Raw genomic sequence first — 26,053 nt, 5'->3', positions numbered from 1 at the left:
CAGTGCTCATTTGCCGGTTACCGCTCGGTCACTTCTTTACGAGCGCGTAGGCCTGCGCAGCGATTTCCAGTTCTTCGTCGGTGGGCACCACGGCGACCTTCACCCGTGCGTCCGCGGGCGAGACCAGTCGCGGCTCGTCGCCCCGTACGGCGTTGAGCGCGCCGTCCACCGCCAGGCCCAGGGTCTCCAGGCCCGCGACGGCAGCCTCCCGCACCTCGCTCGCGTTCTCCCCGACTCCCGCTGTGAAGGCGATCGCGTCCACGCGGCCGAGTACCGCGCAATAGGCGCCGATGTACTTCTTCAGGCGGTGAATGTAGATGTCGAAGGCGAGCTTCGCCTCCTCGTCGGCCGCGTCGATCCGGCGTCGTATCTCCCGCATGTCGTTGTCGCCGCAGAGGCCGATCAGCCCGCTCTTCTTGTTGAGAAGAGTGTCGATTTCATCGATGGACATTCCGCCAACACGCGCCAAATGGAAGATGACGGCCGGGTCGACGTCCCCGGAGCGCGTACCCATCACGAGCCCCTCCAAAGGCGTCAGGCCCATGGAGGTGTCCACGCACCGCCCGCCGCGCACCGCGGACGCGGAGGCGCCGTTGCCGAGGTGCAGCACGATGACGTTGACGTCCTCGGGCGCCTTGCCGAGCAGCCTCGCCGTGGCCCGGGAGACGTAGGCGTGCGAGGTGCCGTGGAAGCCGTAGCGCCGGATGCGGTGCTCGTCGGCCGTCGCCACGTCGAGCGCGTAGCGGGCGGCCGGCTCCGGCATCGTGGTGTGGAAGGCGGTGTCGAAGACGGCGACCTGCGGCAGGTCGGGGCGCAGGGCCCGGGCGGTGCGGATGCCGGTGAGGTTGGCCGGGTTGTGCAGCGGGGCGAGAGGGATCAGCCGCTCGATCTCGGCGAGCACGGTGTCGTCGATCACGGTCGGCTCGGTGAACGTCCTGCCGCCGTGCACCACCCGGTGCCCGATCGCGGCCAGTTCGGGGGAGTCCAGGCCGAGTCCGTCCCGGGAGAGCTCCTCCGCGACGGCCTTCAGGGCGGCCTCGTGGTCGGCGACCGGGCCGACCGACTCACGGGTCTCGCCGCCGCTCGCGAGCGGCGTGTGCCGGATCCTGGAGGTCTCCTCGCCGATCCGCTCGACGAGCCCCGCGGCCAGCCGGCTGCTGTCGCGCATGTCGAGCAGCTGGTACTTCACCGACGAGGAGCCGGAGTTGAGGACGAGGACGCGGGTGGCGCTCACTTCAGGGGAGCCTTCTCTGCGGGGTTCTGTGCCTGGATGGCGGTGATGGCGACGGTGTTGACGATGTCCGAGACCAGGGCGCCCCGGGACAGGTCGTTCACCGGCTTGTTGAGGCCCTGCAGCACCGGGCCGACCGCGATCGCGCCGGCCGAGCGCTGCACGGCCTTGTAGGTGTTGTTGCCCGTGTTGAGGTCCGGGAAGATCAGCACCGTCGCCTGACCGGCCACGTCGGACCCCGGCAGCTTGGTCGCCGCGACGGTGGGCTCCACGGCCGCGTCGTACTGGATCGGCCCCTCGATCTTGAGGTCGGGGCGCCTGGCACGCACCAGCTCGGTCGCCTCGCGCACCTTGTCGACGTCGGCGCCCGAACCGGACGTGCCCGTCGAGTACGACAGCATCGCGATCCGCGGCTCCACCCCGAACTGCTCGGCCGTCGCGGCCGACTGGATGGCGATGTCGGCTAGCTGCTCGGCGTCCGGGTCGGGGTTGACCGCGCAGTCGCCGTAGACCAGGACCTTGTCGGCGAGGCACATGAAGAAGACCGAGGAGACGATGTCGGCGTCCGGCTTGGCCCGCCCGTCTCCCACCACCGCCCTGCCTGACGCGCTTCGCGCGGCCCTCCTTGTTCTAATGATCTCGAAGGCGGGCCGGATGGTCGCGGCCGTGGAGTGCACCGAGCCCGAGACCATGCCGTCCGCCAGGCCCTCCTGGACCATCAGCGTGCCGAAGTAGTTCACGTCGCTCACCACGTCGTACGCCAGCTCCACCGTGACCCCCCGGTGGGCGCGGAAGGCGGCGTACTTCTCGGCGAAGGAGTCGCGCAGCTCGCTGGTGGCCGGGTCGATCAACTGGGTGTCGCCCAGGTCGATGCCGAGGTCGGCGGCCTTCTTGCGGATGGCGTCGACCGGTCCGAGCAGGGTCAGGTCGCACACGCCCCGGCGCAGCAGCACCTCGGCGGCGTGCAGGACGCGCTCCTCGGCGCCCTCCGGCAGCACGACCCGGCGCCGGTCGGCGCGGGCCTGCTCCAGCAGCTTGTGCTCGAACATCATCGGGGTGAGGCGGTCGCTGCTCGGGGCGGAGACCCGCCGGATGAGGTCGGCGGTGTCGACGTACCGCTCGAACAGGCCGAGCGCGGTCTCCGCCTTGCGCGGGGTCGCCGCGTTCAACTTCCCCTCCAGGGAGAAGAGCTGCTCGGCGGTGGGGAAGCTCATGCCGGGCACCGAGAGCACCGGCGTGCCGGGCGCCAGACGGGCGGCCAGGGTCAGGACGTCCTGGTCCGGGACCTCGCCCAGGGTGAGCAGCAGGCCGGCTATCGGCGGGGTGCCCGCGCTGTGCGCGGCGAGCGAGCCGACGACCAGGTCCGCGCGGTCGCCCGGGGTGACCACCAGACAGCCCGGGGTCAGGGCGCCCAGCAGCTTGGGCAGCATCGCGCCGCCGAAGACGAAGTCGAGGGCGTCCCGCGCGAGCCCCGAGTCGTCGCCGAGCAGCACCCTGGCGCCGAGGGCCTGGCCGATCTGCCAGACCGTGGGCGCGGAGAGCGCGGGCTCGTCCGGCACGACGTAACAGGGCACCGGCAGCCGGGAGTCGAGCTGCCGGGTCATCTCGTCCCGGTCCTCGGGGGCGACCCGGTTGGTCACCATCGCCAGCACGTCGCAGCCGAGCCCCTCATAGGCGCGGTAGGCGTTGCGGGTCTCGGCGAGCACGGCCTCGGCGGGCTGCTTGCGGCCGCCCACCACCGGGATCACCGAGGCGCCGAACTCGTTGGCGAGCCGGGCGTTGAGGGACAGCTCGTCCGGCAGCTGGGTGTCGGCGAAGTCGGTGCCGAGGACCAGGACGACGTCGTAGTCCCGGGCGACGACGTGGAAGCGGTCCACGAGCGTGGACACCAGCTCGTCGGTCCCGCGCTCGGCCTGCAGGGCGGAGGCCTCGTGGTAGTCCATGCCGTAGACCGTGGCCGGGTCCTGGGAGAGCCGGTAGCGGGCGCGCAGCAGTTCGAAGAGGCGGTCGGGACTGTGGTGGACCAGGGGTCGGAACACCCCCACCCGGTCGACCTGGCGGGTCAGCAGCTCCATGACCCCCAGCTCGACGACCTGGCGGCCGTCGCCGCGGTCGATACCGGTCACGTACACGCTGCGCGTCACGCGTGCTCTCCGTTTCGTCTGGCGTTCGTCTGGCACCGGTACAGACATCGCCCGTAGGGGCGAGCGGAACCCCCTTGACAATACCCTCGGCGCTGGATAAGACGCCCGTCAGGGCAGGGGGGCGACCACACAGGGCACCTCGGCCATACGGGTGATAAGGGACACAGCGGACTCGCCTGTGGAGCATGAAACAATCGGATCTGCTCACCGGTACCGAGACCGAGCAGGAGACACAGCACGATGCGCATCGGAGTTCTCACCGCAGGCGGCGACTGCCCCGGCCTGAACGCCGTGATCCGCTCGGTCGTGCACCGGGCGGTCGACCACTACGGCGACGAGGTGATCGGCTTCGAGGACGGTTACTCGGGCCTGCTGGACGGCCGCTACCGCACCCTCGACCTCGAGTCGGTCAGCGGCATCCTGGCCCGCGGCGGCACCATCCTCGGCTCCTCCCGGCTGGAGCGCGACCGGTTGCGCGAGGCCTGCGAGAACGCCTCCGACATGATTCACGAGTTCGGCATCGACGCGCTCATCCCGATCGGCGGCGAGGGCACGCTGACGGCGGCGCGGATGCTCTCGGACGCCGGACTGCCGGTGGTGGGCGTCCCGAAGACCATCGACAACGACATCTCCTCCACGGACCGCACCTTCGGCTTCGACACCGCGGTCGGTGTCGCCACCGAGGCGATGGACCGGCTGAAGACCACCGCCGAGTCCCACCAGCGGGTGATGGTGGTCGAGGTCATGGGCCGGCACGCGGGCTGGATCGCCCTGGAGTCCGGCATGGCGGCCGGCGCCCACGGCATCTGCCTGCCCGAGCGCCCCTTCGACCCCGCCGACCTGGTCAAGATGGTCGAGGAGCGCTTCGCCCGCGGCAAGAAGTTCGCGGTGGTCTGCGTCGCCGAGGGCGCCCACCCCGCCGAGGGCACGATGGACTACGGCCACGGCGAGATCGACAAGTACGGCCACGAGCGCTTCCAGGGCATCGGCACCGCGCTGGCGTACGAGCTGGAGCGGCGCCTCGGCAAGGAGGCCAAGCCGGTCATTCTCGGCCACGTCCAGCGCGGCGGCGTCCCCACCGCCTACGACCGGGTGCTCGCCACCCGCTTCGGCTGGCACGCCATGGAGGCGGCGCACCGGGGCGAGTTCGGGAAGATGACGGCGCTCAGGGGCACCGACATCGTGATGGTGCCGCTGGCCCAGGCGGTCACGGAGCTGAAGACGGTGCCCAAGGACCGGATGGACGAGGCGGAGTCGGTCTTCTAGACCCCTCTGCGGTTGTTGTCCGCTACGTGGTGTTGTCCTGGACCGCGGCCCAGAAATGGTCGACGATCCGGTCCAGGAACTCCCGCCCCGCGTCGCCGGCCGCGTTCGCCGCACCGCCGTCGCCCCAGCTCAGCGAGGCGACCATCTGCCCCTGGTAGTCCTGGTGGAGCTGCTGGAGGGAGTCCTCCAGCAGCCGCCGGTCCAGCGGTACCGCCTTGGCGACCGGCCGGACGTACGCCTGCCAGCGCGTGGTCACCGCGCTGCGCAGCATCTCGGCCAGCTTCGTCTCCCGCCCCGTGACGGTGATGTAGTCCGGCAGCGACAGGTCGAGCAGCTCGGCGAGGGCGGCGGACTGGCGGTCGTTACCCCGCCAGGCGCAGTGCTCCTCCATGCGGAGGTAGGCGAGCAGTTCGAGCCCGACGAAACGGGCCACGTTCTCCGGCGCCAGACCGCGGGCGACGCGGTGATCGCGCAAGGTCCGCGGCTTCCCGATCAGTTCGCCGGGGGAGCACCACAACACGCCCGCGAGGGCGGAGAGTTCGGTGTCCGTCGGGGACAGGGCCCCGCGCTCCCAGGAGGTCACCAGGTCCGCGGTCACATAGGGCAGTCCGAAGGAGGCGCGCATTCCGTAGGCGACATGCTCGGGGCCCATGTCGAGGGCCGTGCGCAGCCGGCGGGCGGCGATGGCGTTGAAGGGCGGGGCGGGCTGAGCGGGCCGAGCGGAGTGGTTCGGGCGGTTCGGGCGGTTCGTGTGGGGTGACGGTGGGTGCACGGGGCACAACGTAGGGGTGCGGGAGTGCACTGACTACGGTCTGTTCGGCCAGGAATACGGATTGTAGGAAGGTACGGCTGTGCAGGCTTCCGGGGCTGTCCGGAGATCTTCTGTCGAACGTACGCCCGGGACGGCGAGGATGGTGCCGGACCGCCCGGGCGGGTGGCCGGAAAGGGACGTGATCTTCGTGTACGAGGTGAAGGGCAAGGTAGAGGGGCATATTCGCGAGCGTCTCCTCGCGCCCAACTTCTGGCACCTGGCCACCGTCGGCCGGGACGGCGCACCCCAGGTCTCGCCCATGTGGGCGGACATCGAAGGGGAGTACGTCATGGTCAACACCGCCATGGGCCGGGTGAAGGAGGAGAACCTGCGGCTCAATCCCAACGTCTCCCTCTCCCACCACGACCCCGACAACCCCTACGACCGGGTGGAGATCCGGGGCCGCGTGGTCCGGTTCGTGGAGGGCGAGGAGGCGGAGCGCTCCATGGACCGCCTGACGAAGAAGTACATCGGCGAGGAGCGCTACCCGTGGCTGCTGCCGGGCGAACGCCGGGTCATGCTCCTGATCGAGCCGCTGCGGGTGCGCAGGGTCGTCGGTGTGGAGCCGTTCCGACCCGGGGTGCTGCCCGGGTAGGGCCTGCTGCGAAAGTCCCGCCGTCCGCCCGGAGGGCGGACGCTTGCGGGGTTGTGGGGTTGTGGGGTTGCGGGGTTGCGGTGTTGGGGGTGGGGCGGGTACGGCGGGCCGGCTAACGCCCGGGGACCCAGCGGTACTGCAACTCCGGTCGGCCCACGGTCCCGTACTGCGGGCTGCGCGCCGCCCTGCCCGCGTCCACCAGGTGTTCCAGATACCGCCGGGCCGTGATCCGGGATATCCCGACCGCCTCCGCCACCCCGGCCGCCGTCAGCCCCTCCGCGGCCTCCCGCAGCGCCCCCGTCACCCGCTCCAGGGTCGGCCCGCTGAGCCCCTTCGGCAGCGCCGCCGGCGAGGGGGCGCGCAGGGTCGCCAGCGCGCGGTCCACCTCGTCCTGGCCGCTCGCCTCCCCGGCCGCACCCCGGAACTCCGCGTAGCGCACCAGCCGGTCCCGGAGCGTCGCGAAGGTGAACGGCTTCAGGACGTACTGCACGACCCCCAGCGACACCCCTTCGCGCACCACCGTCAGATCCCGCGCGGACGTCACCGCGATCACGTCCGCGTGATGCCCCGCCGCCCGCAGCGACCTCGCGAACTGCAGCCCGTGGACGTCCGGCAGATGCAGGTCCAGCAGCAGCAGATCCACCGGCGTGCGGTCCAGCAGCCGCCGTGCCTCCGCGCCCGTGTGCGCCTTCCCGACCGCGACGAACCCCGGGACCCGGCCGACGTACATGACGTGCGCGTCCGCCGCGACCGGATCGTCCTCCACCACCAGCACCCGGATGTCGGTCATGCCTCGCCTCCCGGCACCGGGACGGGCGCCGTCGTACTCAGCGGCAGCCGCACCGTGAACTCCGCGCCGCCGCCGTCCGCCTCGGTCACCGTCAGCTCCCCGCCCTGCCGCTGCACAGCCTGCCGTACCAGTGCCAGGCCCAGCCCCCGGCCCCCCGGCCCGGACGGCTTCGTGGAGAAGCCGCGCTGGAAGACCAGGTCGGCGTGGGCGGGATCCACCCCGGCGCCCGTGTCCGCCACCCGCAGCACCAGCTCGGCGCCCTCCGCGTACGCCGTCACCGTCACCCGCGCCCGCACGCTGCCCTGCGCCGCGTCCACCGCGTTGTCGATCAGGTTGCCGAGGATGGTCACCAGGTCCCGGGCGGGCAGGGTCGGCGGCAGCAGACCGTCGTCCAGGCGGCTGTCCTCCGACACCACCAGCTCCACGCCCCGCTCGTTCGCCTGCGCCGTCTTGCCCAGGAGCAGCGCCGCCAGCACCGGCTCGCTCACCGCCGCCACCACCTGGTCGGTGAGCGCCTGCGCCAGCTCCAGTTCCGCCGTCGCGAAGTCCACCGCCTCCTCCGCGCGGCCCAGTTCGATCAGGGAGACCACCGTGTGGAGCCGGTTCGCGGCCTCGTGCGCCTGGGAGCGCAGGGCCTGGGTGAAGCCGCGCTCGGAGTTCAACTCGCCCATCAGGGACTGGAGTTCGGTGACGTCCCGGAGGGTGACCACGGTGCCGCGGCGCTCTCCGCCGGACACCGGTGAGGTGTTGACCACCAGCACCCGATCCGCCGTCAGATGCACCTCGTCCACCCGCGGCTCCGACGCCAGCAACGCCCCCGTCAGCGGGCTCGGCAGACCCAAATCCGCGACCGACGTCCCGATCAGACCCCGCTCGCCGTCCAGGCCCAGCAGCTCCCGCCCGCCGTCGTTGATCAGCGCCACCCGGTACTGCCCGTCCAGCATCAGCAGCCCCTCGCGCACCGCGTGCAGAGCGGCCTCGTGGTAGTCGTGCATCCGGCTGAGTTCGGCCGCGTTCATGCCGTGGGTGTGCCGGCGCAGGCGGGCGTTGACGACGTACGTACCGATCGCGCCGAGGGCGAGGGCGCCGGCCGCGACTCCGAGCAGCGCCGAGACCTGGCCCCGTACCTGCTTGCTGATCGCCTGGACCTTGATACCGGCGCTGACCAGGCCGATGACCTTGTGGTCCGCGTCCTTGATCGGCGTGACCGCGCGGACCGACACCCCGAGGGTGCCCTTGTACTTCTCGGTGAGGGAGCCGCCCTGCTGGGCCTTGGCGATATTGCCGACGAAGTGCTTGCCGATCAGCTTCGGGGTGGGGTGGGTCCAGCGGATGCCCTGCGGATCCATGATCGTCACGAAGTCGACGTCGGCGTCGCGCATCACCTTCAGCGCGTACGGCTGGAGCTCGCGGCTCGGTTTCGGGGTGGCGATCGCGGCGTGCACGGAGGGTGTGTCGGCGATCGAGCGGGCCACCGCCATGGCCTGCCGGCCGGCCGCCCGCTCGGCCTGCTGCTCGTCGCTGACGTAGGTGAACAGCGCGTATCCGGCCACGACGACCGCTATCAGCACGGCCTGCATGGCGAAGAGCTGCCCCGCCAGGCTGCGGGGTCTCGGCACGGAGATGCGCATGCCGTCAGTCTGCCTCGCACGTCAAGCATGAACTAAATGAACGGAAGGGTGACCGCCCTCACAGGGGCACGGGATAGTCACCGCAATGCGGTAGCGAGCGGAAGCGGGACATACGGTTCCAGCCATCGCGGCCGCCGGACGAAACCGCATCCCCATCCCCCGGACGTGAGCCGCACGCCGGTGATGCCGACGACGACGTCAAGGAGGGCAGCCGTGGCCGCCGCCAGCACCCCCGATACGGCACCTGCCGCACCCCGCGTGAAGCGGGACCGTACCCACTACCTCTACCTCGCCGTGATCGCGGCGGTCGTGCTCGGTATCGCCGTGGGTCTGATCTGGCCCGACGCCGGGGTCGAGCTCAAGCCGCTCGGTACGGGCTTTGTGAACCTGATCAAGATGATGATCTCCCCGATCATCTTCTGCACGATCGTGCTCGGTATCGGATCGGTACGGAAGGCCGCGAAGGTCGGTGCCGTCGGCGGTATCGCGCTCGGCTACTTCCTGGTGATGTCGCTGGTCGCGCTGACCATCGGTCTCGTCGTCGGCAACATCCTGCACCCGGGCGACGGACTGCACCTCACCAACGCGATCAAGGCCTCCGGCCACGACCAGGTGTCCAGCGACGCGCTGCCGCCCGTGGACTTCGTGCTGTCGATCATCCCGACCACCTTCGTCTCGGCGTTCACCGAGGGCCAGGTCCTGCAGACCCTGCTCATCGCGCTGCTCGCCGGGTTCGCCCTCCAGGCCATGGGCTCGGTCGGCCAGCCGATCCTGCGCGGTGTCGAGCACATCCAGCGGCTCGTCTTCCGCATCCTCGCCATGGTGATGTGGGCCGCCCCGATCGGTGCCTTCGGCGCCATCGCCGCGGTCGTCGGCTCGGCCGGCCTGGACGCCCTGAAGAGCCTCGCGGTGCTGATGCTCGGCTTCTACGTCACCTGCTTCCTGTTCGTCTTCGTCGTGCTGGGCGCGATCCTGCGCGTCGTCGCCGGGCTGAACATCTTCCTGCTGTTCAAGTACCTGGCCCGTGAGTTCCTGCTGATCCTGTCCACCTCCTCCTCCGAGTCCGCGCTGCCGCGGCTCATCGCGAAGATGGAGCACCTGGGCGTCAGCAAGCCGGTGGTCGGCATCACCGTCCCGACCGGCTACTCCTTCAACCTCGACGGCACCATGATCTACATGACCATGGCGTCCCTCTACATCGCCGACGCCCTCGGCACGCCGATGTCCGTCGGCGAGCAGATCCCGCTGCTGCTCTTCCTGCTGCTGGCCTCCAAGGGCGCGGCGGGCGTCAGCGGCGCGGGCCTGGCGACCCTGGCCGGTGGCCTGCAGTCGCACAAGCCCGCCCTGGTGGACGGCGTCGGTCTCATCGTCGGCATCGACCGCTTCATGAGCGAGGCCCGCGCCCTGACCAACTTCGCGGGCAACGCGGTCGCCACTGTCCTGGTCGGCACCTGGACCAAGGAGATCGACAAGGTCCGCGTCCGCCAGGTCCTCGCGGGCGAGCTTCCCTTCGACGAGACCACCCTGCTCGACGAGGGCGTGCAGCCGCACGCCGAGATCCCCGGGCAGGGCGGCGAGAAGGAACTCGCCAAGGCCTGAGGGCCCGCGAGACCGGGAGGGGCCCGTCCTGAACGCGGGCCCGTCCCCCGCCCACGCCGGGCGGCTGGGTGTCCCCCCGTCGCTCAGCCGCCCGATCCGGGGAGGTCGCCCGGTCCCAGTGGGGAAAGAGCCACAACTCAATCGCTCAGCTTCGCCACCAGTTCGGTGGCACGAGAGGCGGGTACGCCCGCCGCGGTCAGCGCAGTGACCGCGGCGGAGCGGCCCGCCTCCTCTGCTGCCAGCATCCCCTCGTTCACCGCCTCCATCAGCGCGAACAGCAGCTGCTCATGGACGTACGCGAGCGCCGGCGCCGGCAGGGGCGAGCTGAACACGCCCTCGTCCAGGCCCTGTCGCAGCACCTCGGTGCAGGCCTCGCGCACCGGGGTGAGCCGGTCCCGGATGCCCTGCACGGTGACGCTGCGCTGGGCCAGCGCGACCAGGATGCGGTAGCGGTCGGCGATCTCCCACACGGCGAGGGTGCCCCGCGCCACCGCCTCCGCCGGGCCCTCGGCGGCCTCACGACCCTTCGCGTGCGCGGCCGCCACCGCCTCCACGGCCCCGTCGACCAGGGTGCCGACCAGCGCCTCACGGCTCGGGAAATGTCCGTACACGGTCCGTCGTACGACGCCCGCGGCGCGCGCGATCTGGTCCATGGACGCGTCGGGGTCGCGCAGCAGCTCGGTGAGGGCGACATCGAGGATGCGGCGGCGGTTGGCGTCGGCGCGGCTGGGGGTGCCCGTGGTCATGGGGGCCATTGTGCCCTTTCTCCGAGCGACTTGCACAGCGCTGTGCAACGGCGTACATTGCACATTGTTGTGCAACTGCACAGCACTGTGCAAGTCGCGGTGCCACCGCACCGAGAACCGCTGTCCGCCGAGGAAGGCCACCCCTGCCATGCGACTCGTCCTGACCGAACCGGTCGACAAGATGGAGCGCCCCTACGCCCGGCGCTGGTGGGCTCTGCTGGTCCTGTGCCTGAGCCTGCTGATCATCGTGATGGCGAACACCGCCCTCACGGTCGCGGCCCCCGACATGACCCGGGACCTGGGGCTGTCCAGCGCGGACCTCCAGTGGGTCATCGACGGCTACACCGTCCCGTACGCCGCGCTGATGCTGCTGCTCGGCGCGATCGGCGACAAGTACAGCCGCCGCGGCGCGCTCCTGCTCGGTCTGACCGTGTTCGGCGGCGGCGCGGTCTTCGGCTACCTCGCCGACTCCGCCACGACGGTCATCGCGGCCCGCGCCGTCATGGGCACCGGCGCCGCGCTGATCATGCCCGCCACCCTCTCCCTGCTGGCCGCGACCTTCCCGCGGGCCGAACGCGCCAAGGCGATCACCCTGTGGACCTCAACCGCCGGACTCGCCATCGCGGCCGGCCCGGTCGTCGCCGGCGCGCTGCTGAAGAACCACGGCTGGGCCTCGACGTTCCTGATCAACGTCCCGATCGCCGCCGTCGCCCTGGTCGCCTCCCTCGTCCTCGTCCCGCCGTCCAGGGCCGGACACCACGACCGCATCGACTACGTCGGCGGTCTGCTGTCGGTGGTGTGGATCGGCTCGCTGGTCTACATGATCATCGAGGGCCCGCACTTCGGCTGGGGCGTGAAGGCGGTCACCGCCGCGGTCGTCGCCGGTGCCGGTCTGCTCCTGTTCGTCCTCTGGGAGCTGCGTCACCCGCGCCCCGTCCTGGACGTCCGCCGGTTCGCGGAGCGCCGCTTCGCGGGCTCCAACCTCGCCGTCGCCCTCTTCTTCCTGGCCGTCTTCGGCGCCTTCTACTACCTCACCCAGCACCTGCAGTTCGTCCTCGGCTACGACGCCCTGGGCACCGGTCTGCGCATGCTGCCGCTCGCCGGCGCCGTCTTCGCCGGCTCGGCCCTGACCGGCTACCTCACCCCGCGGGTCGGCATGAAGTGGACGGTCACCGCGGGCATGGTCGGCGGCACCACCGCCCTAGCGCTGCTCACCCGGGTCGACGCGGGATCGTCGTACGGCGACTTCGTGGTCCCGCTCGTCATCCTGGGCCTGGCCATCGGCCTGGCGCTCTCGCCCAGCACGGACGCGATCATGGGCTCCTTCCCCGAGTCCGAGCTGGGCGTCGGCGGCGCGGTGAACGACACCTCGATCGAGCTCGGCGGCTCGCTCGGCATCGCCATCCTCGGCTCACTGCTGGCGACCTCCTACTCGGGCCACCTCGCGGACGCGACCGCCGGCAGCAGGCTCCCCGCCGGCACCCTGGCCACCGCGCAGGACTCGGTCGGCGCCGGATACGCGGTGGCGCAGGGCATCTCCGAGAAGGCGCAGCAGCTCGCCGCGCAGGCCGCGCGGACCACGGATCCGCAGCAGGCCGCCCAGCTCAAGGCGCAGGCGCGGCAGCTCGCCGGCGGCGCGCGGCAGATGGCGGACGCGGTCGGCTCCTCCTTCTCCGACGCGGTGGCCCACACCAGCCTGGTCGGCGCGGTGGTCCTCGCCGTGGGCACCCTCGCCGTCGCGCTGCTGCTGCCGGGCCGGAAGCGGACGGCCGGGGCGGAGCCCGCCGAGCCGGTCGAGGAGCGGGAAATGGCGGGCGCCGCGGCGAACTGACCTCCCCGGATCGCCGTCTCTTACTCCGATGCACTAGCGTGCCGTGCCGTCGACCGGCACGGCACGTTCGTACGCTCGGCATGCTCGACACGGCGGTATGGAGGCGCGGGGGATGAAGATCGACTGGGACCGGCGGACGTGCGCCCGCAAGGGGCACATCACGTACGCGCCGGACGACCCCCGGCTGCGGGTGCGGCTGCACGCGGAGACCGCCCTCGGCGAGGTCTGGCGCTGTCTGCGCTGCGGCGACTTCGTGCTCGGCGAGCCGCACGGCTCGGGACCGGCCGCCGAGGCGCCCCTGGTGCCGCGCGGCAAGGTGCTGCGCGACCTGTTCATCCTGCGCTTCCTGGCGATCGAGCGGGCCGTGCGCGGGGTGTTCATCGTGCTGGTGGCGGTGGCCGTGTGGAAGTTCAGCAACAGCCAGGACTCGGTGCGCCGGCTCTTCGACGAGTACCTCGACGTCTTCCGGCCCGTCTTCCGGCACTTCCACTACGACCTCGACCACTCGCCGATCGTCGGCACCATCCAGAAGACCTTCGGCTACAAGCACTCCACGCTGCTGCTGGTGGCCGCGCTGCTGCTCGCCTACGCGCTGATCGAACTCGTCGAGGCGGTCGGCCTCTGGTACGCCAAGCGCTGGGCGGAGTACCTGACGGTGGTCGCCACCGCCGCGTTCCTGCCGCTGGAGATCTACGAACTCACCGAGCACATCAGCTGGTTGAAGATCGGCACGCTGGTCCTCAACATCCTCGCGGTGCTCTACATCGCCCTCGCCAAGCGCCTGTTCGGCCTCCGGGGCGGCCGCAGGGCCTTCGAGGAGGAACGCCAGAGCGCGTCCCTCCTGGAGGTCGAGGAGTCGGCCGGGGTGCCGGTCTAGGCGGCTCGGCCGGCGCGACGACCTTGTCGATGGAGCAGATCTCCGAGATCTTCTACGAGTTCCTCGCCGCCGTGGCCCGTCCAGTCCGCCCGCACCGAGCCGGCGGACGTTCGCGAGGCCCTCGACGAACTCCTCTCCGACCGCGACCGCCTCACGACGAGGACCGGCTCCCGGACGACGAGGAGGAGGCCCACTCGGGTCCACCCTCGGGCGAGTGGCTGCTGGGCCCGCGCCCCGGCCGGGCGCCCGGTGTGCCGCCCCGCTGACACCGGTGCTTGCCTTGACGTCGGCGTGAAGGCTTACGTTGACAGGCATGCGAATCGGCGAGCTGGCCGCACGGGCCGGGACCACGACGAGGGCGCTCAGGTACTACGAGGCGCGCGGGCTGCTGCCCGCGCGTCGCGACGAGCTCGGACACCGGACCTACGACGAGAACGATGTGAAGCTGCTCCGGCAGATCCGCACGCTGCAGGACTTCGGGTTCGACCTGGAGGAGACACGACCCTTCGTGGAGTGTCTGCGGGCCGGTCATCCCGAGGGTGACTCCTGCCCGGCCTCGGTCGCGGTCTACCGGCGCAAGCTCGCCGAACTCGACGCGCTGATCGGTGAGTTGCAGGCGGTGCGGGCGACGATCGCCGTGCGCCTTGCCTCGACCGGCAGCGAGCCACCGTTGTGCGAACTGGGAGGGCGGGAACTGTGAGGGTGACCGAGGTGACGGACGCGGACTTCGCGACGCAGGTGATCGGCTCGGAGCTGCCGGTGCTGGTGGAGTTCACCGCCGACTGGTGCCCGCCGTGCCGGCAGATGGGCCCGGTGCTGAGGGCCCTCGCGGCCGAGGAGGGCGAGCGGCTGAAGGTGGTCCAGCTGGACGTGGACACCAACCCCGAGACGACGAACGCCTACAAGGTGCTGTCGATGCCGACGTTCATGGTGTTCCGGGGCGGTGAGCCGGTGAAGGCGATGGTGGGCGCCCGCCCCAAGCGTCGGCTGCTGGCGGAGCTGGAGGACGTGCTCTGACCGTCCGTACGGGGCCGTGCTCCGGCTATCCGTACTGGGGCTTGAAGGTGCGCAGGACGTCCTGCCCCGGCTGGACGATGCCGTACGTGCTCTCCGGCACCTCGTTCCAGGCGCCGGGGAGATCGCCCAGGGGCTCCGACACGATCAGGCGGGTCTCGTCGGAGACGTCCTTCAGGAACGAGACGTCGGGGTGGAGGCCGCGCAGGTCACTGACGCGGCTGCTGTAGAACAGCGACCGTGAGGCACCGGCGCTGGAGTACCGGAAGGCCCAGACCCGCTCCCCGTCGGTCACGGCGATCGTCATCTGCAGGGGCTCCGCCACCCCGTGCGCGTGCCCCACGTGCTCGACCAGGCCCGCCATCCGGGCCACGGCTCCCGGGGGATCGACGTCGAGTCCGTAGGTGAGGGCCAGGTAGAACATGAGTTCCGAGTCCGTGGTGCCCTCGATCGAGGGAAACAGGACGGGGTCGACGGCGAGGGTGAGATCGCGGCGCAGTACCGCGAAAGCGGCGATCGCGCCGTTGTGCATCCACATCCAGTGGTCGTGCCGGAAGGGGTGGCAGTTGGTCTGCTGCACGGCCGTCCCGGTGGAGGCCCGGATATGGGCGAAGAACAGCGGCGAGCTGACGTGCGAGGCGATCTCGTGGAGGTTGCGGTCGCTCCAGGCCGGGCCGGTGTCGTGGAAGACGGCCGGGGTGTGGGCGTGTTCCGAGTACCAGCCCACACCGAAGCCGTCGCCGTTGGTCGTCTCGACGCCCAGCCGTGAATGGAGGCTCTGGTCGATCAGTGAATGCGTCGGGCGGTAGAGGACCTCGTCGATCAGCACGGGCGTCCCCGAGTAGGCGAGCCAGCGGCACATGACGGTATCCCTGTCTGAGGCTTTCCGCGCCGGTCAGCCGGCGTCCGTGTCCGCGTCCGGCAGGTCCAGCCCGAACGCCTCGCCGATGTTCCGGGCGGCGGACACGACACGGGCGCTGCCGACCACGGGTGCGATGGCCACGAGGGTGCCGCGGATCTGTTCGAGCGGGATGCCCAGTGTTTCCGCCGTGCCGATGTTGAGCAGGTAGGAGGCCGGCGCGGCGTCCATGGCCACCAGCGCCGCGATACGGGTCAGCAGATACGTCTCCGGGTCCAGGCCCGACCGCTCGAAGGTGTTGAGGGTCATCTGCACGAGCGTTTCGAAGACGGGAGCGTCGGCCTCGGCGAGTGCGGTCACTCCGCCCGCGCCGGTGGTGTCCTGGGTCATGTCGAGGTCCGTTCTCGCGGGGTGCGGTGGCTGTGGTCACCCACCAGCGAACTCCGTCCCGTGCCAGCGCCGCCTCACCCGCCGCGGGTGGTTCCGGCGGCGCCCGACGCGACGGGAACAAAAAGAAATCCCCCGAGCAATTGCGCTCGGGGGATTTTCCTGCGTATATTCAATGGTTCGCGACTTCACGGGAATTGGGTCGCAAAGAAGTTCAGTGAGCACAGCATATCTGGCCGGGAGTGGAATTGTCAAACAGCGATGAAATTCGCGGTGAGCAGGAATTCATCGACAGGCTTTACGCCCGTGTGGACGCCCTGCGCGGAGACACCGAGGCCGGTGTCACGGACGCGCTCGGCCAGGGGAACACGCCCATGCAGGCCCGGCTGGAGCGGGACATCCTGGTCGCCGAGCGCTCCGGACTGCTGGCCGCCCTGAACGCGGTGGACGGCTCGCTCTGCTTCGGCCGGATCGACCTGACTTCCGGCGCCAACCACCACATCGGCCGCATCGGACTGCGCACCGACGACGCCGAGCGCACCCCGATCCTCATCGACTGGCGCGCAGACGTCGCCCGCCCCTTCTACCTGGCCACCGGCCACACCCCGATGGGCCTGCGCCGGCGCCGGCACATCACCACCGGCGGCCGTACCGTCACCGCCCTGCACGACGAGATCCTCGACCTCGGCGACCGGGAGCGCACCGGCCACGAGGACCCGACCGGGGACGCCGTGCTGCTCGCCGCCCTCGACGCGGCCCGCACCGGCCGTATGCACGACATCGTGCAGACCATCCAGGCCGAGCAGGACGAGATCATCCGGGCACCCCACCGCGGCGTGCTGGTGGTCGAGGGCGGCCCCGGGACCGGCAAGACGGCCGTCGCGCTGCACCGGGCCGCCTTCCTCCTCTACGAGCACCGGGAACTGCTCGCCAAGCGGGCCGTGCTCATCGTCGGCCCCAACCCCGCCTTCCTCGGCTACATCGGCGAGGTACTGCCGGCCCTCGGCGAGACCGGCGTACTGCTCGCCACCGTCGGGGAACTGTTCCCCGGGGTGCGGGCGACGGCCACGGACACACGGGAGGCGGCCGCCGTGAAGGGCCGCGCCGACATGGCGGACGTGCTCGCCGACGTCGTACGCGACTGGCAGGCGCTGCCCGACCCGGTGATCGCGATCGAGCACGACCGGGAGGTGCTGATGCTCGACGACGGCCTGGTGAGGGTCGCCCGCGAGAAGACCCGGGCCGCCCGGCTGCCGCACAACGTGGCCCGGGAGCACTTCGAGGGCCACATCCTGAACACGCTCACCGAGCTGTACGCCGAGCGCGTCGGCACCGACCCCTACGACGGCGGCAGTCTGCTGGACGCCGCCGACATCACCCAGATCCGCGACGAGATCGCCGAGAACCCCGAAGTCTGGGCCGCCATCGACCAGTTGTGGCCGCGGCTGACCCCGCAGCGGCTGGTCGCGGACTTCCTCGCCGACCCCGTCGGCTACGTCTCGGACGAGGACGCGGCCGCCATCCGCCGCCCGGTGACCCGCGCCTGGACCGTGGCGGACGTCCCGCTGCTCGACGAGGCGGCCGAACTGCTCGGCGTGGACGAGCGGTTCGCCCGGGCGAGGGCCGAGCGCGAGCGGGAGACCCGGATCGCCTACGCGCAGGGCGTGCTGGACGTGTCCTTCGCCTCCCGGACCTACGAGTTCGAGGACAAGGAGGACAGCGACCCCGACGGCTCCGAGGTGCTGTCCGCGCACGACATCATCGACGCCGAGCGGTTCGCCGAACGGCAGGAGGAGGACGACCACCGCAGCGCCGCCGAGCGCGCGGCGGCCGACCGCACCTGGGCCTTCGGGCACATCATCGTGGACGAGGCGCAGGAGCTGTCGCCGATGGCCTGGCGGCTGCTCATGCGGCGCAGCCCGACCCGCTCGATGACCCTGGTCGGCGACCCGGCGCAGACCGCGGAGGCGGCGGGCGTCGGCTCCTGGGAGAAGATCCTCGAGCCCTACGTCGAGGACCGCTGGGAGCACACCCGTCTGGGCGTCAACTACCGCACCCCCGCCGAGATCATGGACCTGGCGGCGGCCGTCGTACGCGCCGACAACCCCGACTTCGAGCCGCCGAGCTCGATCCGTTCGACCGGGGTACGGCCCTGGGTGCGCGCCACCGACGACCTGCCCGGCGCGGTCGCCGAGGCGGTGAAGGAGCTGACCCCCGCCGAGGGCCGGCTCGCGGTCATCGCCCCGCGCCATCTGCACCGCAGGCTCGCGGCCCGGCTGGACGGGGTGACGGCCGGCGCGGAGCCGGACCTGACCCGAACCGTCGTCCTGCTCGACCCGCGGCAGTCGAAGGGGCTGGAATTCGACTCCGTGCTGGTGGTCGAGCCGGGCCTGTACGGCACCAGCGACCTGTATGTGGCGCTGACCCGGGCCACCCAGCGGCTGGGCGTGCTGCACACCGGCCGGCTGCCGAAGGGGCTTGGCGACACGGGCGCCCCGGGGATCACCAAGCCGTAACAGTTCCCGCCATGGTCACTGCTCGTGCACGGCCGGTGCGGTATGCGTTGCGTCATGGAAGCCCACTCGTACACCGGCGCGCCGGCCGACCGTCCCCGGCTCGAGTCGTTGCCCGTCCAGCCGCTGCTCACGGCTGAGTTCGACGCCGACCCCGGGGCGGTGTACGACAGGCTGCGGCGCACGCACGGTCCGGTGGCTCCGGTCGGGCTGATGGGCGTGCCCGTGTGGCTGGTTCTCGACTACCGCGAGGTGTTGGAGGTCCTGAAGCACGAGAACCAGTGGCGACGGGACGTCCGGTACTGGCGGGCCCGGGCCGAGGGACGCCTGCCCCACGACTGGCGCGAACTGGGCGGCATGATCGTGACCACCGCGGTGGGCCGCGTCTTCGACCACTTCACCAAGGCCGAACTGACCCTGCCGCCCGACCAGTTGCCGTGGCGGGCGGGACCGGTGGTGCGGGGACTGAGACTGCTGCCGGTGCGGTACGAGCTGAGCGGCCGGGTACGTCCTTCCGTCCCCGGGTCGCGGGAGGAGCCCGTCGCGGTCGACGCGGGCCGGGGTGACAGCCAGGTGCGGGGGCTGCTGTCGGCGCTGCGGAGGCTGATGTTCGGGAACCGCTGAGCGGGGCCCGGGGCTGTGCGCCCCGGGCGCCTGCTCCGGGAGCGGTCAGGCCGGGCGCAGCCAGAGCGTCGCCAGCGGGGGCAGGGTCAGCCGGATGCAGGCCGGGCGGCCGTGCCAGGGGTGCGGCTCCGGTTTGATGTCGTCCGGGTTGGTGACGTCGGTGCCGCCGTAGCGCGCGGCGTCCGTGTTCACCGCCTCGTGCCAGGCGGGGACGTCGTCCGGAACCCCCAGACGGTAGTCATGGCGGACCACCGGGGAGAAGTTGGAGACGGCCAGCAGCGGGGTGCCGTCGGTGGCGTACCGCAGGAACGCGAAGACGTTGTCGTCGGCCGCGTCGCCCACGATCCACTCGAAGCCCGCCGGCTGGATGTCCTGCTGCCACAGCGCCGGGCTGTGCCGGTACACGGTGTTGAGATCGCGGACCAGGTCGAGCACGCCCCGGTGGTCGGCCTCGGCGCCGTACCCCGGGTCGAGCAGCCACCAGTCCGGGCCGCGCGCCTCCGACCACTCCGCGCCCTGCGCGAACTCCTGCCCCATGAAGAGCAGTTGCTTGCCCGGGTGCGACCACATGAAGGCCAGGTAGGCGCGGAGGTTGGCCCGCTGCTGCCACCAGTCGCCCGGCATCTTCGAGACCAACGAGCGCTTGCCGTGGACGACTTCGTCGTGCGAGATGGGCAGGACGTAGTTCTCGCTGTACGCGTACACCATCGAGAACGTCATCTCGTTGTGGTGGTACTTGCGGTGGATCGGCTCGTGGCTCATGTAGTCCAGCGAGTCGTGCATCCAGCCCATGTTCCACTTCAGGCCGAAGCCGAGCCCGCCGAAGCCGCCCGGGCCCCGGTGGTGCGTGGCGCGCGTGACGCCGTCCCAGGCCGTCGACTCCTCCGCGATCGTCACCACGCCCGGCACCCGCCGGTACACGGTCGCGTTCATCTCCTGCAGGAAGGCGACGGCGTCCAGGTTCTCCCGGCCGCCGTGCTCGTTCGGCACCCACTGCCCCGGCTCGCGCGAGTAGTCCAGGTAGAGCATGGAGGCGACGGCGTCCACGCGCAGACCGTCGATGTGGAACTCCTCGCACCAGTAAATTGCGTTCGCCACCAGGAAGTTGCGCACCTCGCGGCGGCCGAAGTCGAACTCCAGGGTGCCCCAGTCGGGGTGCGCCGCCCGCAGCGGGTCCTCGTGCTCGTACAGCGGGCGGCCGTCGAACTCCGCGAGCGCCCAGTCGTCGCGCGGGAAGTGCGCCGGCACCCAGTCCATCAGGACGCCGATGCCGGCCTGGTGGAGCGCGTCGACCAGGTACCGGAAGTCGTCCGGGGTGCCCAGGCGGGCCGTCGGCGCGTAGAAGCCGGTGACCTGGTAGCCCCAGGAGCCGCCGAAGGGGTGCTCGGCGACCGGCATCAGCTCGACGTGCGTGAAGCCGAGGTCCTTGACGTACGCGGGGAGCCGCTCAGCGAGTTGACGGTACGTCAGTCCAGGGCGCCAGGAGGGCAGATGGACCTCGTACACGGAGAACGGCGCCTCGTGCGCGGGCAGGTCCGCGCGGCGGGCCAGCCACTCCTCGTCGCCCCACTCGTGGTGCGCGGCGGTGATGATCGACGAGGTCTCCGGCGGGGCCTGGGTGCGGCGGGCCAGGGGGTCGGCGCGCAGGGTCTTGGAGCCGTCGGGGCGGGTGATCTGGAACTTGTACAGCTCGCCCTCGCCGATGCCGGGCACGAACAGCTCCCACACACCGGAGGAGCCGAGGGAGCGCATCGGGTACCCGGTGCCGTCCCAGAAGTTGAAGGTGCCGGCCACGTGGACGCCACGCGCGTTGGGGGCCCAGACGGAGAAGCGGGTGCCGGTGACGCCCTGGTGGGTCATCGGATGCGCGCCGAGCACCTTCCACAACTCCTCGTGCCGGCCCTCACCGATCAGATGCAGGTCCAGCTCGCCGAGCGTGGGCAGGAAGCGGTACGCGTCCTCGACGTCCCGCACGGACCCCTCGTAGGTCACGAGCAGCCGGTACCCCGGCGGCACCTCCGACACCGGCAGCAGCCCGGAGAAGAACCCGTCCCCGTCGTCCGCCAACTCCGCCCGCAACTCCCCGGCGACGACGCTCACGCCCAACGCGTAGGGCCGGAACACCCGGAACGCCACGCCCCCGTCCACGGGGTGGGCCCCCAGCACGGCGTGCGGATCATGATGCGTCCCCCCCACCAACCGCTCCCGATCCTCCCACCCGAGAGCGACGGACCCGGGTGCGGCGGCGGCAAGCGGCTCGGGTGCGGAGCCGCTCGCGGGGGCGGACTGTTCGGGGGACGTGGCAGGGGCGGCGGCAAGGGGCTCCGCCGCCGTGCCGCTCGCGGGGGCGGGGCGCTCGGGAGTCTTTTCGCCGCCCGCTTGCTCCGGGGTGGCGGCGAGTGGCTCGCGTGCCGAACCGCCGCTCGGGGCGGCGGGTTGCTCCGGGGTGCCCGTGCTGCCGGGCTGGGCGGAGGCGCTCGCCGCGGTGAGTTGCTCCGTCGCGGAGGCAGTCGTCGTGGCCGGTTGCCGCACGGCGGCAGTCGACGGCACGGTCTCGGCCGACGTCGCCTCCGCCGGCGCGGCAGCAGCCGCCTGCGTCGCCGCGGTGGCCTTGCTGACCGCCGCCCTCGAGGCCGCCGCCTTGGCGGGGGCCCTCTTCGCAGTGGTCGCCTTCTTTGCTGCGGCCTTCGCCGTCACCGCCTTCTTGGCGACCGCCTTCTCGGCCGCGGCCTTCTTGGCAGCCGTAGCGGAAGAGGCGGCCTTCGCCGGAGCCTTCTTGGCGACCGCCTTCTTCACCGCGCCCGCAGCGGTCGCCTTCTTCGCCGCTGCATTCTTGAGCGCAGTCCCCTCGCCGGCGACCTTCTTGGCGGCTGTCTTCTTCAGCGCCGCGTTGTCGCCGGTCGACCTCTTCGCGGCCGTTTTCTTGGCCGCCGCCGAACCTTCCGCAGCGACCTTCTTCGCTGCCGTCTTCTTCACCGCTGCCGTACCCTCACCAGCGGCCTTCTTGGCCGTGGCTGTCTTCTTCGCCGCTGGAACCTCACCGGCGACCTTCTTCGCTGCGGCTGTCTTCTTCAGCGCCGTGCCCTCCGCAGTCGCCTTCTTCGCCGACGTCTTCTTGGCCGCGGGCTCGGTGGTGGTCGCCTTCTGCGCGGTTGCCTTCTTCGCCGTCGCCTTCTTGGCTGTCACCTTTTCCGCCGGGGCCGCGCCCGCAGGGGCCTTCGGGGGCGTCGGCGTGGCATGCGCCGCTGTCTTCCCGGGCGTGACCTTGTCCGCGGCCTTCTTCACCGCCTTCTTCACACTCTTCGCGGCTTTGACGGCCTTGTCCTCGGCCGTCTTCTTGGGATCCGGACCGCTGGACGTGGGGCGGGGGGTCACGGGCGGCGCCTCCTCGGCGAAGGGACGGGGGAACGGGAGTAGCTCAGAACAGGACGGTACAAGTCAGTACAGGTCGGACGTGGCGTAACGCTCTATCGCCGTCATCGGCACCGCCAGCCAGTCAGGCCGGTGCCGGGCTTCGTAGACGACCTCGTAGATCGCCTTGTCGGTCTCACAGGCCCGCAGCAGTACCGGGTCGGTGCGCGGATCCGCGCCGCTGACCTCGGCGTATCCGGAACAGTAGGCGGCCCGGCAGGTCTCGGCCCAGTCCTCCGCGGCCTGCGGCCCCGCGGAGTGCGCCGCGTAGTCGAAGGACCGCAGCATGCCCGCGACGTCCCGCACCGGCGGCTGCGGCATCCGCCGCTCGGCCAGCGGCCTGGCCGGCTCGCCCTCGAAGTCGATCAGCCACCACTGACCGCCCGGAGAGCGCAGACACTGCCCGAGATGCAGATCCCCGTGGACGCGCTGCGCGGTCCAGACACGGCCCTCGGCCGCGAGGTCGGCCAGCGCCGTGAACGCCGAGCGCAGGGCCGGCACGTGCGGCCGCAGCACCGGTACCGCCTGCGCCGCCGCCTCCAGCCGCTCGATCATGCCGCCGGCCAGCAGTTCCATCTGCCGGTGGCCGAGCGTCACCGTCGGCAGCGCACGGGCCAGCGCCGTGTGCACCTCGGCCGTCGCACGCCCCAGCGCCCGCGCCTCGGCGCCGAAGTCCTCGCCCTTGGCGAGTTCCCTGAGGGCCAGCTCCCAGCCGTCGGACGCGCCCTGCAGGAAGGGCTGCAGCACGCCCAGGACGTACGGCTCCCCGCCCAGCTCCGCCCGCAGCCACGCCGTCGGCGGGGGCACCCGGGGGCAGCCCTCGCGGGCCAGCGCCAGCGGCAGCTCCAGGTCGGGGTTGACGCCGGGCACCACCCGGCGCAGCAGCTTCAGGATGAACGTATCTCCGTAGACGACCGACGAGTTCGACTGCTCGGCGGTCATCAGCCGTGGGACGAGTCCGGCCCGGATCTCCCGGCCCGGCTCCCGCTCGAAACGCAGCCCGCCGATGCGGGCCTGGGAGCGCAGTGCCTCCAGGAGCACCTCGGCGGGCCGGGAATCGTACAGGGCCTCGTACACCGTGCGTCCGGCGAGCGGGCCCTCCTCCACATGTCCGATCAGCGCGGGCGCCAGCCGGGGCGGCAGCGCCTCGCGCACGCCTATGAGCAGCTGGTAGCAGTCGCCGGGGTGGGCCTCCGCGCCCAGCGCGGACGGCTGGTGGGCGCGCACCAGCAGGTGGTAGAGCCCCAGCTTGCCCTCGGCCGGGAGCAGCTCGGTGGCGGCGACCAGTGAGAACCCGGTGACCGGACGTCCCTTGCCGGCGAACCAGCGCTGCCGGGGCAGCCACTCGCGCAGCAGGGGGTCCAGTGACGCAAGGAGGCCGGGGCTGGTCGTGGCGGTACGGGTGACGGCTTCCGACATGGCGTCGCGTCCTTTCCCCGGGTGGGCGGGGTGTTACGTATGCGTGCCCCGGGTGGGGCGGGAGAAACCGCCCCACGCCGGGTTCGCGGGGCTGCTAGGCGCCTTCCCCGCGGAGCCGGAACCAGTAGAACCCGTGCCCCGCGAGGGTCAGCAAGTACGGCAGTTCCCCGATGGCCGGGAAACGCACCCCGCCGAACAGCTCCACCGGGTGCCGCCCGTTGAACTCGCGCAGGTCGAGCTCGGTGGGCTGCGCGAACCGGGAGAAGTTGTGCACGCACAGGACGAGATCGTCCTCGTACTCGCGCAGGAACGCGATGACCGCCGGGTTGGACGACTGCAGCTCCGTGTAGGACCCGAGTCCGAAGGCCGGGTTCTGCTTACGGATCTCGATCATGCGGCGGGTCCAGTGCAGCAGCGAGGAGGGCGACGACATCGACGCCTCGACGTTGGTGACCTGGTAGCCGTAGACCGGGTCCATGATGGTCGGCAGGTAGAGGCGCCCGGGGTCACAGGACGAAAAACCCGCGTTACGGTCAGGTGTCCACTGCATCGGCGTGCGCACGGCGTCCCGGTCGCCGAGCCAGATGTTGTCGCCCATGCCGATCTCGTCGCCGTAGTAGAGGATCGGCGAACCCGGCAGGGACAGCAGCAGGGCGGTGAACAGCTCGATCTGGTTGCGGTCGTTGTCGAGGAGCGGGGCGAGCCGGCGCCGGATGCCGATGTTGGCGCGCATCCGTGGGTCCTTGGCGTACTCGGCCCACATGTAGTCGCGTTCCTCGTCGGTGACCATCTCCAGGGTCAGCTCGTCGTGGTTGCGCAGAAAGATGCCCCACTGGCAGTTCTTCGGGATCGCCGGGGTCTTGGCGAGGATCTCCGAGACCGGGTAACGGGACTCCCGTCGTACGGCCATGAAGATGCGCGGCATGACCGGGAAGTGGAAGGCCATGTGGCACTCGTCGCCGCCGGACTCGAAGTCGCCGAAGTAGTCGACGACGTCCTCGGGCCACTGGTTGGCCTCGGCCAGCACCACCGTGTCGGGGTAGGAGGCGTCGATTTCCTTCCGCACCCGCTTGAGGAACTCATGGGTTGCCGGAAGGTTTTCGCAGTTGGTGCCCTCTTCCTGGTACAGGTACGGCACCGCGTCCAGCCGGAAGCCGTCGATGCCCAGGTCCAGCCAGAACCGCAGGGCGGAGATCATCTCCTCCTGCACGGCCGGGTTCTCGTAGTTGAGGTCCGGCTGGTGGGAGAAGAACCGGTGCCAGAAGTACTGCTTGCGGACCGGGTCGAAGGTCCAGTTGGAGGCCTCGGTGTCGACGAAGATGATCCGGGCGTCCGGGAACTGCTTGTCGTCGTCGGCCCACACGTAGTAGTCGCCGTAGGGGCCGTCGGGGTCCTTTCTCGACTCCTGGAACCACGGGTGCTGGTCGCTGGTGTGGTTCATGACGAAGTCGATGATCACCCGCATACCGCGCTGGTGGGCGGCGTCGACGAACTCCACGAAGTCGGCGAGGTCACCGAACTCCGGCAGTACGGCCGTGTAGTCCGAGACGTCGTAACCGCCGTCGCGGAGGGGTGACTTGAAGAAGGGCGGCAGCCACAGGCAGTCGATGCCGAGCCACTGCAGGTAGTCGAGTTTGGCGGTCAGGCCCTTGAGGTCGCCGACGCCGTCGCCGTTGCTGTCCTGGAAGGAACGGACGAGGACCTCGTAGAACACCGCGCGCTTGAACCAATCCGGGTCGCGGTCCTTGGTGGGGGTGTCCTCGAAGGTGTCCGGAACGGGCTCGTTGACGATCATGTTGTGGGTGACCCTCCGATCTGCGGGGTGGACGGTCGCAGGAGCGTGAACACGTGCGCGGGACGGGTGCCCGGTTCCAGGCGCACGTAATTGGCCCTGCCCCAGTGATAGGTCTCGCCGGTGAGCTCGTCGCGCACCGGCACCGACTCGTGCCAGTCCAGGCCGAGTTGCGGCATGTCCAACGAGACCGTGGCCTCCTGGGTGTGGTGGGGGTCGAGGTTCGCGACCACCAGAACCGTGTTCGAACCGCTCCGTTTCGAGTATGCGATCACCGGGTCCTGGTCCGCATGGTGGAAGTGCAGATCGCGCAGCTGCCTGAGCGCGGGGTTCGCGCGGCGGATCGCGTTGAGGCGGGTGATGAGGGGGGTGATGGTGCGGCCCTCGCGTTCGGCGGCCTCCCAGTCGCGGGGGCGCAGCTGGTACTTCTCCGAGTCGAGGTATTCCTCGCTGCCCTCGCGCAGGGGGACGTTCTCGCACAGTTCGTAGCCGGAGTACACGCCCCAGGTGGGG

Annotated in this window: 20 protein-coding genes and 1 pseudogene; 9 read left to right on the top strand and 12 right to left on the bottom strand. The window is 71.0% G+C overall.

Annotated elements, in window-relative coordinates; all coding sequences use genetic code 11:
* Window positions 1-28 precede the first annotated feature (28 nt).
* Both MKW14_RS39285 and pta read right to left on the bottom strand, forming a co-directional pair.
* On the bottom strand, window positions 29-1,234 hold the full coding sequence (locus tag MKW14_RS39285) for an acetate kinase (protein WP_240871312.1): 1,206 nt from the start codon (window positions 1,232-1,234) through the stop codon (window positions 29-31).
* Window positions 1,231-3,375, bottom strand: coding sequence for a phosphate acetyltransferase (gene pta / locus MKW14_RS39280; protein ID WP_240871311.1), 2,145 nt, complete (start codon window positions 3,373-3,375; stop codon window positions 1,231-1,233). Before pta ends, MKW14_RS39285 begins: the two co-directional genes overlap by 4 nt.
* Window positions 3,376-3,615: 240 nt before the next feature.
* Here pta and MKW14_RS39275 point away from each other — a divergent pair, with 240 nt between their 5' ends.
* Window positions 3,616-4,641, top strand: a complete 1,026-nt coding sequence (locus MKW14_RS39275) for an ATP-dependent 6-phosphofructokinase (protein WP_133044724.1) — start codon at window positions 3,616-3,618, stop codon at window positions 4,639-4,641.
* A 22-nt stretch (window positions 4,642-4,663) separates the two neighbouring features.
* Here MKW14_RS39275 and MKW14_RS39270 read toward each other — a convergent pair whose 3' ends face one another.
* Complete coding sequence (locus MKW14_RS39270; RefSeq protein WP_374116662.1) at window positions 4,664-5,413, bottom strand: helix-turn-helix domain-containing protein; 750 nt, start codon at window positions 5,411-5,413, stop codon at window positions 4,664-4,666.
* Between the two features lie 178 nt (window positions 5,414-5,591).
* Between MKW14_RS39270 and MKW14_RS39265 the strand changes: the two genes are divergently transcribed.
* Complete coding sequence (locus MKW14_RS39265; RefSeq protein ID WP_240871310.1) at window positions 5,592-6,047, top strand: PPOX class F420-dependent oxidoreductase; 456 nt, start codon at window positions 5,592-5,594, stop codon at window positions 6,045-6,047.
* A 112-nt stretch (window positions 6,048-6,159) separates the two neighbouring features.
* On the opposite strand, the gene MKW14_RS39260 is transcribed toward MKW14_RS39265, so the two are convergent.
* Window positions 6,160-6,837: a response regulator gene (locus tag MKW14_RS39260; protein ID WP_240871309.1), complete on the bottom strand. Its 678-nt coding sequence runs from the start codon at window positions 6,835-6,837 to the stop codon at window positions 6,160-6,162.
* The gene (locus tag MKW14_RS39255; RefSeq protein WP_240871308.1) at window positions 6,834-8,468 is read right to left on the bottom strand and encodes a sensor histidine kinase; all 1,635 of its coding nucleotides are present in this window, start codon (window positions 8,466-8,468) and stop codon (window positions 6,834-6,836) included. Before MKW14_RS39255 ends, MKW14_RS39260 begins: the two co-directional genes overlap by 4 nt.
* 183 nt (window positions 8,469-8,651) lie before the next feature.
* Between MKW14_RS39255 and MKW14_RS39250 the strand changes: the two genes are divergently transcribed.
* Entirely contained in the window at window positions 8,652-10,067 is a 1,416-nt protein-coding gene (locus tag MKW14_RS39250) for a cation:dicarboxylate symporter family transporter (RefSeq protein WP_240871331.1), read from the top strand.
* Window positions 10,068-10,204: 137 nt separating this feature from the next.
* Here the strand turns inward: MKW14_RS39250 and MKW14_RS39245 are convergent, their stop codons facing one another.
* Window positions 10,205-10,822 (bottom strand): TetR/AcrR family transcriptional regulator, encoded by a 618-nt coding sequence (locus MKW14_RS39245; RefSeq protein WP_240871307.1) that lies wholly within the window; start codon window positions 10,820-10,822, stop codon window positions 10,205-10,207.
* Between the two features lie 139 nt (window positions 10,823-10,961).
* Here MKW14_RS39245 and MKW14_RS39240 point away from each other — a divergent pair, with 139 nt between their 5' ends.
* The 4 genes from MKW14_RS39240 to MKW14_RS39225 all read left to right on the top strand — a co-directional run bounded on the left by MKW14_RS39240 (window position 10,962) and on the right by MKW14_RS39225 (window position 14,538).
* Complete coding sequence (locus MKW14_RS39240; protein ID WP_240871306.1) at window positions 10,962-12,644, top strand: MFS transporter; 1,683 nt, start codon at window positions 10,962-10,964, stop codon at window positions 12,642-12,644.
* Between the two features lie 112 nt (window positions 12,645-12,756).
* Window positions 12,757-13,521: a DUF2127 domain-containing protein gene (locus tag MKW14_RS39235; RefSeq protein ID WP_240871305.1), complete on the top strand. Its 765-nt coding sequence runs from the start codon at window positions 12,757-12,759 to the stop codon at window positions 13,519-13,521.
* Window positions 13,522-13,834: 313 nt separating this feature from the next.
* Window positions 13,835-14,221, top strand: a complete 387-nt coding sequence (locus tag MKW14_RS39230) for a MerR family transcriptional regulator (protein ID WP_240871304.1) — start codon at window positions 13,835-13,837, stop codon at window positions 14,219-14,221.
* Between the two features lie 2 nt (window positions 14,222-14,223).
* The gene (locus MKW14_RS39225; protein ID WP_240871303.1) at window positions 14,224-14,538 is read left to right on the top strand and encodes a thioredoxin family protein; all 315 of its coding nucleotides are present in this window, start codon (window positions 14,224-14,226) and stop codon (window positions 14,536-14,538) included.
* Between the two features lie 25 nt (window positions 14,539-14,563).
* Here the strand turns inward: MKW14_RS39225 and MKW14_RS39220 are convergent, their stop codons facing one another.
* Together MKW14_RS39220 and MKW14_RS39215 are read right to left on the bottom strand one after the other, a co-directional pair.
* Complete coding sequence (locus MKW14_RS39220; protein WP_240871302.1) at window positions 14,564-15,397, bottom strand: class II glutamine amidotransferase; 834 nt, start codon at window positions 15,395-15,397, stop codon at window positions 14,564-14,566.
* Window positions 15,398-15,430: 33 nt separating this feature from the next.
* Window positions 15,431-15,784 (bottom strand): carboxymuconolactone decarboxylase family protein, encoded by a 354-nt coding sequence (locus MKW14_RS39215; protein WP_240871301.1) that lies wholly within the window; start codon window positions 15,782-15,784, stop codon window positions 15,431-15,433.
* Between the two features lie 263 nt (window positions 15,785-16,047).
* Here MKW14_RS39215 and MKW14_RS39210 point away from each other — a divergent pair, with 263 nt between their 5' ends.
* Entirely contained in the window at window positions 16,048-18,297 is a 2,250-nt protein-coding gene (locus MKW14_RS39210; RefSeq protein ID WP_240871329.1) for a HelD family protein, read from the top strand.
* Between the two features lie 54 nt (window positions 18,298-18,351).
* Complete coding sequence (locus MKW14_RS39205) at window positions 18,352-18,918, top strand: cytochrome P450 (RefSeq protein WP_240871299.1); 567 nt, start codon at window positions 18,352-18,354, stop codon at window positions 18,916-18,918.
* A gap of 45 nt (window positions 18,919-18,963) precedes the next feature.
* Here MKW14_RS39205 and glgB read toward each other — a convergent pair whose 3' ends face one another.
* From glgB to MKW14_RS39185, 4 genes and pseudogenes are all read right to left on the bottom strand, one after another.
* Window positions 18,964-22,293 carry a 1,4-alpha-glucan branching enzyme gene (gene glgB, locus MKW14_RS39200; protein ID WP_240871297.1) on the bottom strand — a complete coding sequence of 1,110 codons (3,330 nt, stop codon included), beginning with the start codon at window positions 22,291-22,293 and terminating at the stop codon, window positions 18,964-18,966.
* A 63-nt stretch (window positions 22,294-22,356) separates the two neighbouring features.
* On the bottom strand, window positions 22,357-23,748 hold the full coding sequence (locus MKW14_RS39195; RefSeq protein ID WP_240871296.1) for a maltokinase N-terminal cap-like domain-containing protein: 1,392 nt from the start codon (window positions 23,746-23,748) through the stop codon (window positions 22,357-22,359).
* A gap of 94 nt (window positions 23,749-23,842) precedes the next feature.
* Window positions 23,843-25,543, bottom strand: a complete 1,701-nt coding sequence (treS, locus tag MKW14_RS39190) for a maltose alpha-D-glucosyltransferase (protein WP_208776823.1) — start codon at window positions 25,541-25,543, stop codon at window positions 23,843-23,845.
* A pseudogene (locus MKW14_RS39185) lies at window positions 25,540-26,053 on the bottom strand (alpha-1,4-glucan--maltose-1-phosphate maltosyltransferase); the annotation flags it as partial. The gene treS and the pseudogene MKW14_RS39185, both read right to left, overlap by 4 nt.

Origin of the sequence: Streptomyces gilvus, from assembly GCF_022513565.1 — a bacterium.
Classification (GTDB): Bacteria; Actinomycetota; Actinomycetes; order Streptomycetales; family Streptomycetaceae; genus Streptomyces; species Streptomyces gilvus.
Note: the sequence above shows the minus strand (reverse complement) of the source record. Positions and strands in the feature narration are given on the sequence as shown.

What these genes read in the sequence shown, in the direction of transcription:
- MKW14_RS39230 (WP_240871304.1), top strand. Translation starts at nt 13,835, where the DNA reads ATGCGAATCGGCGAGCTGGCCGCACGGGCCGGGACCACGACGAGGGCG.
- MKW14_RS39275 (WP_133044724.1), top strand. Translation starts at nt 3,616, where the DNA reads ATGCGCATCGGAGTTCTCACCGCAGGCGGCGACTGCCCCGGCCTGAAC.
- MKW14_RS39240 (WP_240871306.1), top strand. Translation starts at nt 10,962, where the DNA reads ATGCGACTCGTCCTGACCGAACCGGTCGACAAGATGGAGCGCCCCTAC.
- MKW14_RS39215 (WP_240871301.1), bottom strand. Translation starts at nt 15,784, where the DNA reads ATGACCCAGGACACCACCGGCGCGGGCGGAGTGACCGCACTCGCCGAG.
- MKW14_RS39235 (WP_240871305.1), top strand. Translation starts at nt 12,757, where the DNA reads ATGAAGATCGACTGGGACCGGCGGACGTGCGCCCGCAAGGGGCACATC.
- treS (WP_208776823.1), bottom strand. Translation starts at nt 25,543, where the DNA reads ATGATCGTCAACGAGCCCGTTCCGGACACCTTCGAGGACACCCCCACC.
- MKW14_RS39245 (WP_240871307.1), bottom strand. Translation starts at nt 10,822, where the DNA reads ATGGCCCCCATGACCACGGGCACCCCCAGCCGCGCCGACGCCAACCGC.
- MKW14_RS39250 (WP_240871331.1), top strand. Translation starts at nt 8,652, where the DNA reads ATGCCGACGACGACGTCAAGGAGGGCAGCCGTGGCCGCCGCCAGCACC.
- MKW14_RS39220 (WP_240871302.1), bottom strand. Translation starts at nt 15,397, where the DNA reads ATGTGCCGCTGGCTCGCCTACTCGGGGACGCCCGTGCTGATCGACGAG.
- MKW14_RS39205 (WP_240871299.1), top strand. Translation starts at nt 18,352, where the DNA reads ATGGAAGCCCACTCGTACACCGGCGCGCCGGCCGACCGTCCCCGGCTC.
- MKW14_RS39195 (WP_240871296.1), bottom strand. Translation starts at nt 23,748, where the DNA reads ATGTCGGAAGCCGTCACCCGTACCGCCACGACCAGCCCCGGCCTCCTT.
- MKW14_RS39255 (WP_240871308.1), bottom strand. Translation starts at nt 8,468, where the DNA reads ATGCGCATCTCCGTGCCGAGACCCCGCAGCCTGGCGGGGCAGCTCTTC.
- MKW14_RS39260 (WP_240871309.1), bottom strand. Translation starts at nt 6,837, where the DNA reads ATGACCGACATCCGGGTGCTGGTGGTGGAGGACGATCCGGTCGCGGCG.